Source organism: Chromobacterium haemolyticum (assembly GCF_002081825.1).
GTDB classification, from domain to species: Bacteria; Pseudomonadota; Gammaproteobacteria; order Burkholderiales; family Chromobacteriaceae; genus Chromobacterium; species Chromobacterium fluminis.
The window spans coordinates 1-16288 of sequence record NZ_MUKU01000059.1; the positions used below are offsets into that span (position 1 = coordinate 1).

The 16288-nt window shown below is 65.9% G+C and carries 16 protein-coding genes; 8 read left to right on the top strand and 8 right to left on the bottom strand.

All coding sequences use genetic code 11. The features are described 5' to 3' along the window. From B0T39_RS23970 to B0T39_RS23995, 6 genes are all read right to left on the bottom strand, one after another. Nucleotides 1-573, bottom strand: a 573-nt coding sequence (locus tag B0T39_RS23970; protein WP_253315341.1) for a thiamine pyrophosphate-binding protein, incomplete at its 3' end; no start/stop codon positions are given. Beyond that, complete coding sequence (locus tag B0T39_RS23975; protein WP_081551183.1) at nucleotides 570-1772, bottom strand: pyridoxal phosphate-dependent aminotransferase; 1203 nt, start codon at nucleotides 1770-1772, stop codon at nucleotides 570-572. The genes B0T39_RS23975 and B0T39_RS23970, both read right to left, overlap by 4 nt. Nucleotides 1773-1804: 32 nt before the next feature. Further along, nucleotides 1805-2500 (bottom strand): ABC transporter permease, encoded by a 696-nt coding sequence (locus tag B0T39_RS23980; protein WP_081551185.1) that lies wholly within the window; start codon nucleotides 2498-2500, stop codon nucleotides 1805-1807. 13 nt (nucleotides 2501-2513) lie between these two features. Further along, nucleotides 2514-3227 carry an ABC transporter permease gene (locus tag B0T39_RS23985; protein ID WP_081551187.1) on the bottom strand — a complete coding sequence of 238 codons (714 nt, stop codon included), beginning with the start codon at nucleotides 3225-3227 and terminating at the stop codon, nucleotides 2514-2516. A 40-nt stretch (nucleotides 3228-3267) separates the two neighbouring features. Continuing rightward, nucleotides 3268-4038 carry a transporter substrate-binding domain-containing protein gene (locus B0T39_RS23990; protein ID WP_081551189.1) on the bottom strand — a complete coding sequence of 257 codons (771 nt, stop codon included), beginning with the start codon at nucleotides 4036-4038 and terminating at the stop codon, nucleotides 3268-3270. A gap of 19 nt (nucleotides 4039-4057) precedes the next feature. Further along, complete coding sequence (locus tag B0T39_RS23995; RefSeq protein ID WP_081551191.1) at nucleotides 4058-4849, bottom strand: ABC transporter ATP-binding protein; 792 nt, start codon at nucleotides 4847-4849, stop codon at nucleotides 4058-4060. Nucleotides 4850-5237: 388 nt separating this feature from the next. On the opposite strand from B0T39_RS23995, the gene B0T39_RS24000 reads away from it, so the two are divergent. The 3 genes from B0T39_RS24000 to B0T39_RS24010 all read left to right on the top strand — a co-directional run bounded on the left by B0T39_RS24000 (nucleotide 5238) and on the right by B0T39_RS24010 (nucleotide 7542). Then, a complete protein-coding gene (locus tag B0T39_RS24000) occupies nucleotides 5238-6656 on the top strand; it encodes a sigma-54 interaction domain-containing protein (RefSeq protein WP_081551193.1) in 1419 nt (472 codons plus the stop codon). A gap of 283 nt (nucleotides 6657-6939) precedes the next feature. Continuing rightward, complete coding sequence (locus B0T39_RS24005) at nucleotides 6940-7122, top strand: type II toxin-antitoxin system HicA family toxin (protein WP_043634155.1); 183 nt, start codon at nucleotides 6940-6942, stop codon at nucleotides 7120-7122. Nucleotides 7123-7131: 9 nt separating this feature from the next. Next, the gene (locus B0T39_RS24010; protein ID WP_081551195.1) at nucleotides 7132-7542 is read left to right on the top strand and encodes a type II toxin-antitoxin system HicB family antitoxin; all 411 of its coding nucleotides are present in this window, start codon (nucleotides 7132-7134) and stop codon (nucleotides 7540-7542) included. A gap of 171 nt (nucleotides 7543-7713) precedes the next feature. Here the strand turns inward: B0T39_RS24010 and B0T39_RS24015 are convergent, their stop codons facing one another. After that, complete coding sequence (locus B0T39_RS24015; protein WP_081551197.1) at nucleotides 7714-8652, bottom strand: PDR/VanB family oxidoreductase; 939 nt, start codon at nucleotides 8650-8652, stop codon at nucleotides 7714-7716. Between the two features lie 15 nt (nucleotides 8653-8667). Continuing rightward, nucleotides 8668-9813: an aromatic ring-hydroxylating oxygenase subunit alpha gene (locus B0T39_RS24020; protein WP_081551199.1), complete on the bottom strand. Its 1146-nt coding sequence runs from the start codon at nucleotides 9811-9813 to the stop codon at nucleotides 8668-8670. Between the two features lie 173 nt (nucleotides 9814-9986). Here B0T39_RS24020 and B0T39_RS24025 point away from each other — a divergent pair, with 173 nt between their 5' ends. The 5 genes from B0T39_RS24025 to B0T39_RS24045 all read left to right on the top strand — a co-directional run bounded on the left by B0T39_RS24025 (nucleotide 9987) and on the right by B0T39_RS24045 (nucleotide 16072). Beyond that, the gene (locus B0T39_RS24025) at nucleotides 9987-10928 is read left to right on the top strand and encodes a GlxA family transcriptional regulator (RefSeq protein ID WP_254894634.1); all 942 of its coding nucleotides are present in this window, start codon (nucleotides 9987-9989) and stop codon (nucleotides 10926-10928) included. A gap of 180 nt (nucleotides 10929-11108) precedes the next feature. Continuing rightward, on the top strand, nucleotides 11109-12635 hold the full coding sequence (locus B0T39_RS24030) for a fumarate hydratase (protein WP_081551201.1): 1527 nt from the start codon (nucleotides 11109-11111) through the stop codon (nucleotides 12633-12635). 139 nt (nucleotides 12636-12774) lie between these two features. Further along, nucleotides 12775-14493 (top strand): sensor histidine kinase, encoded by a 1719-nt coding sequence (locus B0T39_RS24035; RefSeq protein WP_081551203.1) that lies wholly within the window; start codon nucleotides 12775-12777, stop codon nucleotides 14491-14493. Continuing rightward, nucleotides 14490-15224 carry a two-component system response regulator BtsR gene (gene btsR / locus B0T39_RS24040; protein WP_081551209.1) on the top strand — a complete coding sequence of 245 codons (735 nt, stop codon included), beginning with the start codon at nucleotides 14490-14492 and terminating at the stop codon, nucleotides 15222-15224. Before B0T39_RS24035 ends, btsR begins: the two co-directional genes overlap by 4 nt. Before the next feature lie 71 nt (nucleotides 15225-15295). Beyond that, nucleotides 15296-16072: a hypothetical protein gene (locus B0T39_RS24045; RefSeq protein WP_141111387.1), complete on the top strand. Its 777-nt coding sequence runs from the start codon at nucleotides 15296-15298 to the stop codon at nucleotides 16070-16072. Nucleotides 16073-16288 lie beyond the last annotated feature (216 nt).

A 16288-nucleotide genomic window follows, 5' to 3' on the forward strand; every position in this document is an offset into this window, starting at 1 on the left:
GGGGGCGGCCGGCCCGCGCAGCAGCCGCATCGCCGGCGCTTGCGGCGGCGGCAGGCCGTCGGCGGGCGCGGCCATCAGGTCCAGCGGGATTTCGATGTGCACCGGGCGCGGGCGGCCGCCGTCGAACACGGCGAAGGCGCGCGCCAGCACTTGCGGCAGTTCCGCCGCCGCGGTCAGGGTGTGGCTGAAGGCGGCGATCTGGCTGGCCAGCGCGTGCTGGTCCGGTAGTTCGTGCAGGTGGCCGTCGCCGGAGCCCAGCTTGCCGCGCGCGTTGACGCCGGAGATCACCAGCAGCGGGATGGAGTCGGCGTAGGCCTGGCCCATGGCGGTGGCGATATTGGTGAGGCCGGGGCCGGTGATGACGAAGCAGACGCCGGGCTTGCCGCTGACGCGGGCGTAGCCGTCGGCCATGAAGCCCAGGCTTTGTTCGTGGCGGGCGGCGATGTGACGGATGCCGCTGCCGGCCAGGCCGCGGTAGAGCTCGATGGTGTGGACGCCGGGGATGCCGAACACGGTGTCGACGCCGTAAGCCGCCAGCCAGGCGGTGAGGTAGCTGCCCAGGGTGGCGCTCATGCGGATTCCTTTTGTCTTGGCGCGGCGGCGCGCAGTTGGCCGGCGAAGCGGGCGATGCGGCGGCAGGCTTCGGCCAGGCGTTCGTCGTCCACCACCAGGCCCAGGCGGATGAAGCCGGCGGCAGTGGGGCCGAAGGCGGCGGCGTCCAGCACGGAGACGCCGGTGGCTTCAAACAGTTTCCAGGCGAAATCCCCGGCTTCCAGGCCGCAGCCGCGCACGTCCAGCAGCAGGAACATGCCGGCTTCCGGCAGCGGGCATTGCAGGCCGTCCACGCCGCTGAGCAGGCTGTGGGCCAGATCGCGCCGGCGCTGGTACAGCGCGCGGACGGGTTCGACGAAGGCGTCGTAGTCTTCTAGCGCCAGCAGCGCGGCTTGCTGGATGAAGCCGGGGATGCCGTAGAGCATGCACAGGGCCAGCGTGCCCATGTGCTGGATCAGCGGGCGCGGGCCGGCGGCCCAGCCCAGCCGCCAGCCGGCCATGGCGTGGGATTTGGACAGGCTGCCCAGGGTCAGCGTGCGCTCGGCCATGCCGGGCAGGGCGGCGATGCTGTGGTGCGGGGCTTCGAAGCTGAGGCCGGCGTAGACTTCGTCGGCCACCACCCACAGGTCGTGGCGGCGGGCCAGCGCGGCCACCGCGGCCAGTTCGTCCGGGCGCAGCGCCGCGCCGGTGGGGTTGCAGGGGGTGGCGAGGAAGATCGCGCGGCTGCGCGGGGTGACGGCGGCTTCCAGCGCGGCCAGGTCCAGGTGGAAGCCGTCCGCGGGCTTGACCGGCACCGGCACCAGCGCGGCGCCGCTGGCGCGGATGCTGGCTTCGTAGGTCAGGTACATCGGTTCCGGCACCAGGACTTCGTCGCCGGCCTGGCACAGGCAGAGCGCGGCGGAGAACAGGCCGTTTTGCGCGCCGGCCACCACGATGACGTTGTCGGCGTCCATCTCCAGGCCGGTGGCGGCGGCGTGGCGGCGGGCGATGGCGGCGCGCAGGTCGGCGCGGCCGTCCACCGGGCTGTAGTGGGTGTCGCCGTCGCGCAGCGCGGCCACGGCGCGTTCAATGATGGGGGCAGGTGTGGCGAATTCCGGATCGCCCACGCTGAGGATGATCACGTCCTCGCCGCGGGCGGCGGCTTGTTGCGCCGCAAAGTGGATATTCCAGGCATCGACGCGTTCGCCGGCGATGCGTTCGACCAGGGGGGAAAAGCGCATGGGGGTCTCCGTAATAATGGGATAGGGCGGTGTCAGAAAGCGGTGCGGACCGGCAGTCTCTTTTCCAGCCGCAGGAAGACGCGTTCTATCAGCCAGGCCAGCGCGAAATAGATCAGCGCCACGGTCAGCAGCGGTTCGTAGGTGCGCAGGGTTTGCGCGCGCACCAGGTTGGCCGCGCCCAGCACGTCCATCACCGCCACGGTGGAGGCCAGCGCGGTGGATTTGAGCAGCAGCACGGTTTCGCCGGCCAAGGACGGCAGCAGGATCAGCAGCGCGCGCGGCAGCCAGATGCGCCGCGCCGCGGTCAGCCGCGACATGCCCAGCGCGCGGGCGGCTTCCAGTTCGCCCTTGGGCACGGCGGCCAGGCCGCCGCGCACCACTTCGCCCACATAGCCGGCCACGCTCAGCGCCAGCGCCAGCGCCACGTACCAGAAGCCTTCGCGCAGGAAAGGCCACAGCGGGCTGTCGCGCAGCGCCGGAAAGCCGGCGAACAAGCTGCCCAGGCCGTAATAGAGCACGTAGATCTGCACCAGCAGAGGGGTGCCGCGGATCAGGTTGGTGAAGGACAAGCTGAGCCAGGCGAGGAAGGGCTGGCGGGACAGCCGGGCAAAGCCCACCGCCACCGCCAGCGCGAAGCCCAGGCCGCCGGAGAGCAGCAGCAGTTGCACGGTGACGGCGACGCCGCGCCAGAGCATGGGGCCGTAGTCTTGCAGCCATTGGAAGTTCATGCGGGTCTCCCGTTCACAGCGCCGGTTGCCAGCGGCGGAAGCGGCGTTCAATCAGGCTGAAGCCGGCGTTGGACAGCAGGGTCATTAATAGGTAGATGGCGGCCACGGTCAGGTAGAACAGCAGGTATTGGCGGGTGGAGCCGGCGGCCTGTTTGGTGGTGAACAGCAGTTCGCTGTAGCCCACCACGCTGATCAGCGCGCTGTCCTTGATCAGCACCAGCCACAGGTTGGCCAGGCCGGCCAGCGCGTAGGGCATCATCTCCGGCAGGATCACGCGGCGGGCGGTCAGCCAGCGGCCACAGCCGAAGGCGCGCGCGGCTTCGATGTGGCCGTGCGGTATCGCCTGCACCGCGCCGCGCATGATCTCGGCCGCGTAAGCGCCTTGCACGATGCCCAGCACCACGATGGCGGCGGCGAAGCCGTTCACCTCCACTTGCGGCTGGCCCAGCAGCGCCGCCAGCGCGTTGATGGCGTCGCCGCCGGCGTAGTAGAGCAGCAGGATGAGCAGCAGCTCCGGCAGCGCGCGGCACACGCTGGTGTAGGCGTTGGCCAGCCGCTTGAGCAGCGGGTGGCCGCCCAGCTTGACCAGCGCGGTGGCCAGGCCGATGACCAGGCCCAGCGCGAAAGCGCCCAGCGAGATCTCCAGCGTGACCACGGCGCCTTGCAGCAGGGCGGGGCCCCAGTCGCGGACTACGGCGTCGTAGGCTTGTTGCAGTGAATCCAGCATATAGGCTCTCCCTGGGGCGGCTCAGGCGGGCGGGTCGCTCTCACTTGGCGTCCGGCGAGATGTTGACCTTGAAGTATTTCTTCTGGATGGCGTCGAAGCTGCCGTCGGCGCGCAGTTGCAGGATGGCCTGGTCGAACTGCCGCTTGAGCGCGACGTCGGTCTTGCGCAGGCCGGCGCCGATGCCGGGGCCGAACAGCGGATCCTTGGGCGCCAGGCCTTTGGATTCCAGGCCGGCGCCGTCCTTGCCGCCGAGGAAATCGCTGGCGGCCAGCGCGTCCAGCAGCATCAGGTCCACGCGGCCGGCGACGAGGTCGGCGTTCAGTTCGTCCTGGGTGTTGTAGTAACGGATGGCGGAGCCGGCGCCGTAGTATTTCTTCAGGAAGTTGGCGTTGGTGGTGGCGGATTGCACGCCCAGGGTCTTGCCCTTGAGGCCGGCCGGGCTGAGGACGGCTTTCTGGCCCTTGGGGCCGACGAACTCGGAGGCGGTGTAGTAGTAGGGCAGGCTGAAGGCGATGACTTTTTCCCGCTCAGGGGTGATGGACATGGAGTTGAAGATCACGTCTATCTTCTTGCTGTTGAGCGCGGGGATGATGCCGTCCCAGGACACTTCGGCGATCTGACAGCTTTGCTTGAGGCGCTGGCACAGCTTGTGCACCAGCTCCACTTCAAAACCGCTCCATTGGCCGTTGCTCTGCTTGATGGTGAACGGCGGGTAGGGTTCGGCGGCGATGCCGATGCGCAGCGGGTTGGCCGCCGCGGCGGCACAGTACAGGACGGCGAAGGCGGCGATGAGGGCACGGAATCGATTCATGGGGTTTCTCCCTGGGGTGTCAGGCGTTGACAAACTGGCGGCAGCGTTCGCTGCGCGGCGCGGCGAAAACCTGTTCCGGCGGGCCGGCTTCCTCGATGCGGCCCTGATGCAGGAACAGCACTTTGCTGGACACTTCGCGGGCGAAGGCCATTTCATGGGTGACCAACAACATGGTGCAGCCTTCATCGGCCAGCTGGCGTATCACCCTCAGCACTTCGCCCACCCGTTCCGGGTCCAGTGCGGAGGTGGGTTCGTCGAACAGCATCACCGCCGGCCGGGTGGCCAGCGCGCGGGCAATGGCCACCCGCTGTTGCTGGCCGCCGGACAAAAAGGCCGGATAGGCCTGGCGCTTGTCCGCCATGCCCACTTTTTCCAGCAGCGCCTCGGCCAGCGCCACCGCTTCGGCGCGCGGTTGGCGCAAGACGCGAACCGGCACCTCGATCAGGTTTTCCAGCACCGTCATGTGCGGCCACAGATTGAAGTTCTGGAACACCATGCCCAGCCGCGAGCGCAGCCGGTCCACCTGGCGCGGGTCGGCTGGCGCGCGCCGGCCGCGCTTGTCGGTGCGCAGGGCGATTTCCTCGCCGGCGATCAGCACCCGGCCGTCGTCAGGAACTTCCAGCAGATTGAGACAGCGCAGCAGGGTGCTCTTGCCGGAGCCGCTGGCGCCTATCAGCGACACCACCTCGCCGGCGGAGGCGGCGAAGGAGACGCCGTCCAGCACGACTTGGCTGTCAAAGCGCTTGCGCAGGTTTTCCACCGCGACGATGGGCGCGGGGGGAGGGTGGATGGCGGGGGTGGGGTGATGCATGAATCTCTCCTCCTTGCGGCTGTGGCAGCCTGCTGTTGGGGACCTCGAAAAACCTACTGCGCGGCCCGATAGCGGCGTTGCTCCGTGCTCGCTTCCTCGCTGTACTTCGTGTACTAGCTCGGTCGCTGTGCCCTGATGTCTAAATGGCGGCGCCTTGCTCTCGAACCGCTCGCTACGGTTTTCGAGGTCCCCGTTATTGTCAGCCGCGTGTGGGCGCGGCTCTGCTGAGTGTGGCAACATCCATGCCAGCGGGTCTGTTTTTTAATTGCATGAATTTAAAAGGTTTTTGCGCTTGCTCGCAGCGATAAAAACCGTCAATACTGCAACTATTCATAAAAACGCCGAATTTTCGGCACCCGTGCTTGTGGTGCGGAGTAGAGGGGGAGATATGGACACGGACCTGAACCAGGGCATTGCGCTGTTTGGCGATTTTTTCGACGCGATCGGCCTCTCGGTGGCCATCATCGACCAGGACGGGCGCTACGCCTATTACAACCAGGAGTGCTCGCAGCTGGACGAATACACCGCGGAGCAGGCGCTGGGGGCCTATCTGTTGGAGCTGTACCCGGAGCTGGACGAGAACAGCAGCACGCTGTTGCAGGCGCTGCGGCAGGGCCGCAGCTACCGCAATCATTACCAGCGCTACCGGAATCCCAGGGGCAAGGCGGTGCATCAGGTGCATACCACGCTGCCGCTGAAGCGCGCCGACGGTCGCATCGTCGGCGCGGTGGAATTGTCCCGCGATCTGACCGTGGTCAGCCCGCTGCATCAGGCGCTGGTGGATTTGCAGCAGAGCGTGGAGGAGGGGGCCGACGGCGGGCTGATGGGCATCATCACCGACGACGCGGCGATGAAACAGTTGATCCACCAGGCCCGGCGGCTGGCGCGCGCCGATGTGCAGGTGTTGATTCACGGCGAAACCGGCACCGGCAAGGAGTTGTTCGCCCGGCTGCTGCATCAGGAAGGACCGCGCGCCGAGCGCCCCTTCGTGGTGCTCAATTGCGCGGCGTTGCCGGAGCCGCTGTTTGAAAGCACCTTGTTCGGCACCGTGCGCGGCGCCTTCACCGGGGCCGAGGATCGGCGCGGGGTGCTGGAGTCCGCCCATGGCGGCACTCTGTTTCTGGACGAGATCAATTCGCTGCCGCTGTCCATCCAGGGCAAGCTGTTGCGCGCCTTGCAGGAGGGCACGTTCAGCCGGGTGGGCTCCGGCGCGGAGGTGCGCGTGGACGTGCGGGTGGTGGCGGCCAGCAACGAGTCGCCGCAGCGGATGCTGGACGAGCGCAAGATCCGGCCGGACCTGTTGTATCGGCTGAACGTGGGCTGTCTGGCGGTGCCGCCGCTGCGCGAGCGGCTGCGGGACATCCCGCTGCTGGCGCAGTCCTTCTTGCGCAAGCACGGCAAGGTCACCGGCCACCGCGTGCAGCGCATCAGCCACGCGGTGATGGAGCGCATGCTGCGCTATCACTGGCCGGGCAATGTGCGCATGCTGGAGAACGTGCTGCTGCGCAGCCTGATTCTGTGCGAGGGCGGGGACGAACTGGATTTCCTGCTGCTGGAGGAGGAGGGCGAGGCGGCGCAGCGGCGCGCGGAAGAGCGTCGGCCGTCGGCGCCGGCCGCGCCGCCGCCGGACGGCGAGGGCACGTTGGAGCAGCGGATGGCGCGCTATGAGCGCCGGCTGTTGGTGGATTGCCTGGAGGGCTGCGCCAATCTGACCGAGGCGGCGCGCCGGCTGGGCCTGCCGCGCGCCACCTTGCAGTACAAGTTGAAGAAGCACGGCATCCAGCTGGCGCGCACGGTGCTGGGGTGAGCGGAGCGGGGCATGGCGTCCCTCGCAGCTGAGTCGCTGATTGGGAGCCAGAGCGCTTGGCTGCCGGATCAATAACCCCAGGGTTATTGACTGGCCTGTTGTAGAAGCTACAATAAGCTCTGTCCGATAGTCTGCTCAAATGTCGTGCGTGCAAGGGCGCGACAAGGTTAAAACAAAAGCAGAATGTAGAAGTGCTACCTGAGCATTCTGAAGCTGTTCTCACCGTACCGTGTTCACGAAGCGTAGCAGATCGCAAACCGGTTCTAAGTGTAGGGGCGACGCCGTGACCAGCAAAGAAGTCATCAGCATGATAGAGGCCGACGGCTGGTATCTGGTTGCCGCCAAGGGCAGCCATCAACAGTTCAAACACCCGATCAAGACCGGCCGGGTGACGGTGCCTCACCCCAAGAAGGACATACCGATAGGCACGCTGAACAGTATCAAGAAACAAGCGGGTCTCAAGTAAGGAACCATTATGTACTACCCGATTGCAGTTGAACCCGGTGACGACCAACATGCCTACGGCGTCATCGTGCCGGATCTGCCCGGCTGCTTCTCCGCCGGGGACACTCTGGATGAGGCCATCCGGAACGCCCGCGAAGCCATTGAGCTACATCTGGAAGGGCTGGTGGAAGACCTGGACGTCATCCCTCTGGCCAGCAGCGCGCAGGCTCATGTCGGTAAATCTGAGTTTGCCGGCCATCTCTGGGCGCTGGTGGATGTGGACATCACCCGCTATCTGGGTAAAGCGACCAAGATCAATGTCACGTTGCCGGCTAACCTTCTGCACCGTATCGATGAATATGTCGCTTCCCACCCGGAATACGATAGCCGTAGCGGTTTCCTGGCCAAGACCGCGCTAGAAAAGCTGTTGTGTCGGCCGTAAAAGCGGTTAATTTTGCTGTTTGAGCATGGATGTGCCGCGGAGCACACTCAGCCTAGGCCCGCGAACAAAACCGCGCAGCGTACCTGAGGCAAGGCGCGCCGACGCAGGCAGTACAAGTGGTACGACCAGGAGGCGCAACGCAGGATCAGGGGTTTTGTTAGCGGGCCTTAGTTACAAATCCAGCACCAGCGGCCCGCTCCCCGCCGCTCGCGACACGCAGATCATGATGCGCTCCCGCCGCTCCGCCTCGTTCAAGTATTGGTCGCGGTGTTCGGCGTCGCCGGCCAGCAGCCTGGTTTCGCAGCTGCCGCAATAGCCTTCCCGGCATAAACAGTCCGGTCGCAGCGAGCTCTGCCGTTCTATCGCCGCCAGGATGGATTCGTCGGCGTCCACTCGCAGCCGCAGGCCGGAGCGGGCCAGTTCCACCTCGAAGCCGGCGCTCTCGGCCGCCGTGTCGGCGCTGAAGCGCTCATAGTGCAGCCGGCCGGCCGGCAAGCGCCGCGCGCAGGCGTCCGCCGTCGCCGCGATCAGCCGTTCCGGCCCGCAGACATACACCTGGCTGTCCGCCGGCGCGGCGGCGATCAGCGCGTCCAGATCCAGCCTGCGGCCGGCCCGGCTCTCGTACAGGCGGATTCTGGCGTCGCCGCGCTCGCTTCGCTCGGCCAGCTGGGCGGCGAAGGCGGCGCCGGCGGCGTCGCGGAAGGCGTAGTGCAGCTGGTAGTTCGCGTCAGCGCCCAGCGCCGCCATATGGGCGATGAAGGGGGTGATGCCGATGCCGCCGGCGATGAATAGCCGCGGGCCGGGAACGGCGGCCAGCGGGAAGCGGTTGGCCGGGGCTTGCACGCGCAGGCGGCTGCCTGGCTTGAGCGCGTGCAGATAGCTTGAGCCGCCGCGAGAGTCCGGCTCGCGCTTGACCGCGATGCGGTAGACCCCGCCGCCGGGGTCCAGCAGCGAGTAGGCCGTCGGCCGGCCCGGCGGCGGCATGTCCACCACGATGTGGCTGCCGGACGGGCAGGGCGGGGCCGGGCCGTCCAGCGGCCGCAGGGTGAAGGCCTTGACGCCGGCGGCCACTTCTTCGATGGCGCAAACTTCGGTGACGATGGCGGACATGCGCGTTGCTCCGGTTCAGCCGCGGTAGGCGGCGGCCACCAGCTGGTGGAAATGGGCGATGCCGTGCTCGCTGATGCCGCTGCGCTGGCTGTCCGCCATGATGCGGCCCTGGCCGCGGTAGCCGCGCGATTGCAGCCCGCGTTGCACGCTTTCCACCAGCCGCAGGTCTTCGGGGCGGAATTCGTCGCGCGCCCAGCTGACGAAGCGGCGCTGTTCCTCGCTCAAATCCTGGTTGAGGAACAGGATTTCGTAATGCTGGACGGTGACGCCGGCGGATTCCGGAAATTCGTAAATCACCGTCATCGCCGCGTCGCCGGGGACCACGTTGAACATCACGCCGGGCCACAGCCAGTAGCCGTTGAAGGCCTGGTTGGCGGCCTCGCCGTCAAAGGCGTAGCTGCTGTCGTTGGATTGGGCCACGCCGCGTTGCAAGGTCCAGCGGCCGTGAAGGCTGTGGGTGTAGCCCTCGGTGGACACCGATTGCGAAAAGCTGGGGTGGGCCGGCGCGCAGTGGTAGCACTCCATGTAGTTGTCGACGATGACTTTCCAGTTGGCCGGCGTGGTGGTGACTACGCGTTCGGCCACTTTCAAGTCCGCCACTTGCGGGCACACTTGCATGAAGTGCTCGCGCAGGCCGGCGTATTCGACGTCGATGTCCGGCGCGTCCGGGTCCATGTTGACGAAGACGAAGCCGCAGTATTCGGCCACCAGCAGCGGGCTCAGATGGCTGCCGGCCCGGTCGAAGTCCGCCACCTGCTCGCAGTTGCGCGCGTGCGCCAGCTGGCCGTCCAGCTTGAAGGCCCAGGCGTGGTAGGGACAGGTGATCACATTCCTGGCCTGGCCGCTGCCGCTGAGCAACTCGTGGCCGCGATGAGGACAGACGTTGTAGAAGGCGCGCAGCGCGCCGTCTCGGTCGCGCAGCAGCAGGATGTTCTCGCCTATCACCCGGCGGGTGACGTAATCGTTGGGCCGGGCCAGCTCGCTGCCGTGGCACAGGCAGAGCCAGGATTTGGCGAAGATCTGTTCTTTTTCGTACTGGAACACCTCGTCGGCGGTGTAGCAGCGCGCCGGCAGGGTGTGGGCGCGGTCGATGTCGCGGCAGAAATCGGCGGGCAGTTGCGGCGCGGCGGGCGGGAAATGGATGGCGGCGTGCTGTTGCATGGCGGGGCTCCTTCAAAAGCCTGCGAGTGGGGGACGGCTGTCGATGATTTAACGGCCTGCCGGCGGCGGCGGAGCGGATGGCCGCGACGCTTACTTTTCATTGCGCGACAATTTGGTATTGACGCGAACCAGGCGCTCGCGCTTATGCTGGGCCTTGGACTGGGGAGAGCGCGGTGGACGAATACCATTTCCTGTTGTTGCCGGAGTTTTCCTTCATCGGCTTCGCCGCGCTGATGGAGCCCTTCCGTATCGCCAACCGTTTTCAGCCCGGCACCAGCCGCTGGCGGCTGTTGTCTATGGATGGCGAGGCGGTGGCGGCTAGCAACGGCATCGCGCTGATGGTGGACGGCGCGCTGGCGGAGGCCGGTCCGTGCACCTGTCTGTTCGTGGTCAGCAGCTTCCATCCGCTGCGCCATTACACGCCGGAGCTGGGCGCAGCGCTGCGGCGGCTGGAGCGCGGGGGTGCGACCCTGGGAGCGATAGACACCGGCTGTTTCATCCTGGCCGAGGCCGGCCTGCTGCGCGGCGAGACGGTGACGCTGCACTGGGAGGCGATTCCGGCCTTCCGGGAACGCTATCCGCAGGTGACGGCCAGCCAGGAGCTGTTCCTGACCGAGCGGCGGCCCACCTCCGCCGGCGCGGCGGCCGGGCTGGATCTGGCGCTGGCCTTGCTGGCGCGCCGTCACGGCCGCGAGCTGGCGCTGGCGGTGTCCGAACAACTGGTGCAGGGCCAGATGCGCAGCCCGTCCGAGCACCAGCGCTTGCAGGTGGCCAGCCGCTACCAGGTGCACAACAAGAAGCTGGCGCAGGCGATACGGCTGATGGAGGAGCAACTGGAGGAGCCATGGCCGCCGGAGGAGCTGGCCGCGCGCTGCGGCGCCACCCGCCGCCAGCTGGAGCGCTTGTTCCGCGCCCATCTCAAGGCCTCGCCGGCGGAGTTCTACCGCGCGCTGAGGCTGGACCGCGCCCGCTGGCTGCTGCGTCAGACCGAACTGAGCGTGGTGGAGATCAGCGTGGCCTGCGGCTTTGAATCGCCGTCCTATTTTTCCCGCGCCTATCGCAAGCGTTTCGACCGCAGCCCGAGGGAGGATCGCGAGGACCGCAGCGGCGCTTGAGCGGTTTTCGCCTTGTCTCGCTCTTGCTCGCGAGACTTTGGACCGGTCCGGAGCGGGGGCATTGGCTGGCCGCGGACGGTATTATCGGGTACTGTTGAGGGTTTGGATTGGCGCGGACGGCGCGCCTCCATAAAATAACAGGGCAAGCCCCAAAATCGCCCTACGCTGGAGAAACCCGAAATGGCCATCATCCGTCAGGAAGACTTCGTGCAAAGCATTGCCGACGCCTTCCAGTTCATCAGCTATTACCACCCCAAAGATTATATCGACGCGCTGTACCAGGCGTATCTGAAGGAAGAGAGCCCGGCGGCCAAGGACGCCATGGCGCAGATCCTGATCAACAGCCGCATGTGCGCCGAAGGCAAGCGCCCGATCTGCCAGGATACCGGCATCGCCGTGGTGTTCCTGAAGGTGGGCATGAAGGTGCAGTGGGACGCCGAGTTGTCGGTGCAGGAGATGGTGAACGAAGGCGTGCGCCGCGCTTACCTGAACCCGGACAACAAGCTGCGCGCCTCGGTGCTGCTGGATCCGGCCGGCAAACGCCAGAACAGCAAGGACAACACCCCGGCGGTGGTGCATTTCGAGATCGTCGAAGGCGACGGCGTGGAAGTGACCTGTGCCGCCAAGGGCGGCGGCTCGGAGAACAAATCCAAGTTCTACGCGCTGAATCCGTCCGATTCCATCGTGGACTGGGTGCTGAAGACCCTGCCCACCATGGGCGCCGGCTGGTGTCCGCCGGGCATTCTCGGCATCGGCATCGGCGGCACGCCGGAAAAAGCGATGCTGCTGGCCAAGGAAAGCCTGATGAGCCATGTGGACATTCAGGACTTGAAAGCCAAGGCCGACAGCGGCGCGGAACTGAGCCGCGTGGAGCAACTGCGCCTGGAGCTGTTTGAAAAGGTCAACGCGCTGGGCATAGGCGCTCAGGGCCTGGGCGGCCTGACCACGGTCTTGGACGTGAAGATTCTGGATTACCCCACCCACGCGGCCAGCCTGCCGGTGGCGATGATCCCCAACTGCGCGGCCACCCGCCACGTGCATTTCCACCTGGACGGCAGCGGCCCGGCTTCGCTGGAAGCGCCGCGCCTGGAAGACTGGCCGGACATCACCTACGACAACTCCAACGGCAAGCGCGTCAACCTGGACGCCATCACCCCGGAAGAGGTGCAAAGCTGGCAGCCGGGCGACGTGCTGCTGCTCAACGGCAAGATCCTCACCGGCCGCGACGCCGCGCACAAGCGCATGGTGGACATGTTGAACAAGGGCGAGAAGCTGCCGGTGGACTTCACCAACCGCTTCATCTACTACGTGGGCCCGGTGGATCCGGTGCGCGACGAAGTGGTGGGCCCGGCCGGTCCTACCACCGCCACCCGCATGGACAAGTTCACCCGCCAGATGCTGGAGCAAACCGGCCTCTTGGGCATGATAGGCAAGGCCGAGCGCGGCCCCACCGCGATCGAGGCGATCAAGGACAACAAGGCGGTCTACCTGATGGCCGTCGGCGGTTCCGCCTATCTGGTGTCCAAGGCGATCAAGGCGTCCAAAGTGGTGGCCTTCGAAGACCTGGGCATGGAAGCCATTTACGAGTTCGAGGTCAAGGACATGCCGGTGACTGTGGCGGTGGATTCCTGTGGATCCAGCGTGCACAACACCGGCCCGGCCGAGTGGCGGGTGAAGATAGGCAAGATTCCGGTCATCCCGGTGTAAAGTCTGGATGGAAAGAAACGGTCGCCTTCGGCGGCCGTTTTTGTTTGGCGGCGGCGCTTGAAAACGGTTTGATCCAGACCAAAGTGGGACGGCGCGCGCTCGCCTATGCTCGGCGGCACACCCTTATTGTGCTGCCCACATGCTGACCGAGTTTTCATTGATCCTGACCTTGTTGCAGCAGATGTGCGTTTACTTGGTGATCGCCTATCTGCTGTCCAAGACGCCGCTGTTCATCCCGCTGACCCAGGTCACCATCCGCCTGCCGCACAAGCTGGTGTGCTATCTGGTGTTCTCGGTGTTCTGCGTGATGGGCACTTATTTCGGCTTGCACATCGACGATTCCATCGCCAACACCCGCGCCACCGGCGCGGTGCTGGGCGGCATGCTGGGCGGGCCGTGGGTGGGGCTGGCGGTGGGCTTCACCGGCGGCCTGCATCGTTATTCGTTGGGCGGTGTCACCGCCGGCGCTTGCATGGCGTCCACCATGGCGGAAGGCTTGCTGGGCGGGTTGGTGCATCTTTATTTCGTGCGGCGCGGCCAGGTGGGACGGGTGTTCGATCCGCTGGCGGTGGCCGCGGTGGCGCTGCTGGCCGAATGCATGCAGATGTTGATCCTGCTGGCGGCGGTCAAGCCCTTCGCCGCCGCCTGGCATCTGGTGCGCAGCATCGCGTTGCCGATGATGATCGCCAATACTCTGGGCGCGGCCATGTTCATGCGCATCCTGCTGGACCGGCGCGCGCTGGCGGAGAAGTATTCTTCCGCCTTTTCCTCCAAGGCGCTGCAGATCGCCGCCCGCGCCGAGGGTGTGCTGCGCCACGGCTTCGACCGCGACAACTGCATGACCATGGCGCGCATCTTGTACGAGGAACTGGGCGTGGGCGCGGTGGCGCTGACCGATCGCGAGCGCCTGCTGGCCTTCATCGGCGCCGGCGCCGACCACCACCTGGCGGGCACGCCCATCACCTCGCCGCTGACCCAGCGCGCCATCGCGGCCAATCAGGTAGTGTACGCGGACGGCAACGAGACGCCTTACCGCTGCTCCATCAGCCCGGCCTGCAAGCTGGGCTCGTCGCTGGTGATCCCCTTGCGCGGCGAGGACGAGCGGGTGATAGGCACCATCAAGTTGTACGAGACGCGCAACAAGCTGTTTTCCGGCATCAACCTGACCCTGGGCGAGGGCATTGCCCGGCTGCTGTCCAACCAGATTCTGCAGGGCAAGTACGAGCAGCAGAAACAGCTGCTGGCTCAGACCGAGATCAAGCTGTTGCACGCTCAGGTCAATCCTCATTTTCTGTTCAACGCGCTCAACACCCTGTCCGCGGTGATACGCCGCAACCCGGAGCATGCGCGCCAGCTGGTGCAATACCTATCCACTTTTTTCCGCAAGAACCTGAAGCGCTCCAGCGAGATGGCCACGCTGGGCGACGAGATAGACCACGTCAGCGCCTATCTGCGCATTGAGGAGGCGCGCTTCGCCGGCCGGCTGCAAGTGGAGATCGAGGCGCCGGAGGCGGCGCGCCGGGCCGAACTGCCGGCGTTTTCCCTGCAGCCGCTGGTGGAAAACGCGATCAAGCACGGTACTTCCCAGTTGCTGGAGCCGGGGCGCATCCGCATCGCCGCCCGTTGCGACGCGCAAGGCCTGCGGGTGACGGTGGAGGACAACGCCGGGCTCTACCGCAAGCCGGAGCAGAGCGACGGCCTGGGCATGTCGCTGGTGGACCGCCGCATCCGCGCCCGTTACGGCGAGGCCTACGGGGTGGCGGTGGACTGCGCGCCGGAGCTTTACACCCGGGTGAGCCTGTTGCTGCCTTGCCGCTGCCCGCAGGCGGACGCGCGCCGCGCCGGAGCGGCGGCATGAGCGCGGCCGGCCTGCCCAGCGCGCTGCTGGTGGACGACGAACCGCTGGCGCGCGATGAATTGCGCCAGCTGCTGCAAGCCGCCGGCGGCCTGGACATCGTCGGCGAGTGCGGCAACGCGGTGGAGGCCATCGCCTTCATCCATCGCCGCAAGCCGGACGTGGTGTTCCTGGATATCCAGATGCCGCGCATCAGCGGCCTGGAAATGCTGGCGATGCTGGACCCGGAGGCCATGCCGCAAGTGGTGTTCGTCACCGCTTACGACGCCTACGCGTTGCAGGCCTTTGAAGAACACGCCTGCGACTATCTGCTGAAGCCGGTGGACCCGGCGCGCTTGGCCAAGACCCTGGCGCGGCTGCGCCAGCGCGCCGCTCCGCCGCCGCCGGCGGTATGCGGCTTGGCGCCGCTCAGCCTAATTCCCTGCCAGGGCGTCAACCGCATCGTGTTGTGCCGGCTGGAGGAGGTGGCCTATGTCTGTTCCCGGCTCAGCGGCGTTTACGTGGTGGACGCCGCCGGCGCGGAGCGCTTCACCGAGCTGACGCTGCGCACCCTGGAAGAGCGCAGCGATCTGTTCCGCTGCCATCGGCAATACCTGGTGCGCTTGTCGGCGATCCGGGAAATCCTGTTCGGCGACAACGGCGTCGCCACCATCCATACGCTGGACGGCCACAGCCTGCCGGTCAGCCGCCGCTATCTGAAGCCCCTGAAGGACGCGCTGGGCATCGCGAGCTAGCGGCCGCCCGTCCAAATGCGCCGCGCATCCTCCTCCGCTGTGCTAAACCTCAGTCCAGGGGGAGACATTCGATGACAAAACAAATGCTGCTGTGCGCGGCCTGGGCGCTGGGCTGCGCGCCCGGCCTGCTTCATGCCTGCAACGGCACGGCAACCCAGGATAGCTCGCCGGACATCAACCGGCCGGATCTGCACGGCATCGCCGTGTTTCTGCCGCAATTGCTGGAGAACAACCAGAACAGCCCGTTCGCCGAACTGCTGCAAGTGGTGGCCAGACATTACAAGGAAGGCAAGATCAGTTTCAGCATAGAGCCGGTCAAGCGTGTCTATCTGGACGCCAGCGACAAGAACGCGGACTTCCGCTTTCCCATCATGAAGGTGAGGGAGGGCGCGGACGACGCCACGCCCTATCAGTTCACCAAGGAGATGCTGGGCAAGGTCACCTTCGTGCTCTACACCCACAAGACCAAGCCGCTGGACAAGGAGGACGTGCTGCGCATGGCCAATCTGGCCAAATACAATATCGAGGCGCCGCCGGTGAACTGGGGCTTTCCCAGCAAGAGCGTGGTCAATCTGGAACTCTCGTTGAAAAAGCTGAATCTGGGCCGGGTGGACGGGGTGCTGTGGGCGCAGGAGGAAGCGGATTATCTGGTGCGCAAGTTCAAGTTGAACAATATCCGCCGCGCCCGTTTCGACGATTACCCGGATGTGATCTTTCTGAACTGCAACCGCCGCGGCGATTTTGTCCACCAAGTACTGAACCGGGCCATCCGCTCCGCGCGCGCCAGCGGAGAACTGCAGAAAGCTTACGTCAAGGTGCATAAGCCTTATCAGGACTGGCAGCCCTGAACTCGTGTTTAAACTCTCGTGAGCTAGGGCGAGACAAGGTGGAAGTGATTGAAAATATAGAATGTATATGCGGTACGTGAGTGCTCCAATGATCTGCTCCCCTTAGGCCTTACCAATCAAAAGTAGAGAGAAGTCCGTCACTGAAGGAGAATGACGGACATGAAGAAGAGCAGATTCACCGAAGAACAGATCATTGGCTTTCTCAAGCAGGCCGAA

Excerpts from the sequence above, each read along its gene's own strand:
- B0T39_RS24020 (WP_081551199.1), bottom strand. The coding sequence starts at position 9,813 with ATGCAACAGCACGCCGCCATCCATTTCCCGCCCGCCGCGCCGCAACTG.
- B0T39_RS24030 (WP_081551201.1), top strand. The coding sequence starts at position 11,109 with ATGGCCATCATCCGTCAGGAAGACTTCGTGCAAAGCATTGCCGACGCC.
- B0T39_RS24045 (WP_141111387.1), top strand. The coding sequence starts at position 15,296 with ATGACAAAACAAATGCTGCTGTGCGCGGCCTGGGCGCTGGGCTGCGCG.
- B0T39_RS23985 (WP_081551187.1), bottom strand. The coding sequence starts at position 3,227 with ATGCTGGATTCACTGCAACAAGCCTACGACGCCGTAGTCCGCGACTGG.
- B0T39_RS23975 (WP_081551183.1), bottom strand. The coding sequence starts at position 1,772 with ATGCGCTTTTCCCCCCTGGTCGAACGCATCGCCGGCGAACGCGTCGAT.
- btsR (WP_081551209.1), top strand. The coding sequence starts at position 14,490 with ATGAGCGCGGCCGGCCTGCCCAGCGCGCTGCTGGTGGACGACGAACCG.
- B0T39_RS23980 (WP_081551185.1), bottom strand. The coding sequence starts at position 2,500 with ATGAACTTCCAATGGCTGCAAGACTACGGCCCCATGCTCTGGCGCGGC.
- B0T39_RS24015 (WP_081551197.1), bottom strand. The coding sequence starts at position 8,652 with ATGTCCGCCATCGTCACCGAAGTTTGCGCCATCGAAGAAGTGGCCGCC.
- B0T39_RS24035 (WP_081551203.1), top strand. The coding sequence starts at position 12,775 with ATGCTGACCGAGTTTTCATTGATCCTGACCTTGTTGCAGCAGATGTGC.
- B0T39_RS23990 (WP_081551189.1), bottom strand. The coding sequence starts at position 4,038 with ATGAATCGATTCCGTGCCCTCATCGCCGCCTTCGCCGTCCTGTACTGT.
- B0T39_RS23995 (WP_081551191.1), bottom strand. The coding sequence starts at position 4,849 with ATGCATCACCCCACCCCCGCCATCCACCCTCCCCCCGCGCCCATCGTC.
- B0T39_RS24000 (WP_081551193.1), top strand. The coding sequence starts at position 5,238 with ATGGACACGGACCTGAACCAGGGCATTGCGCTGTTTGGCGATTTTTTC.
- B0T39_RS24010 (WP_081551195.1), top strand. The coding sequence starts at position 7,132 with ATGTACTACCCGATTGCAGTTGAACCCGGTGACGACCAACATGCCTAC.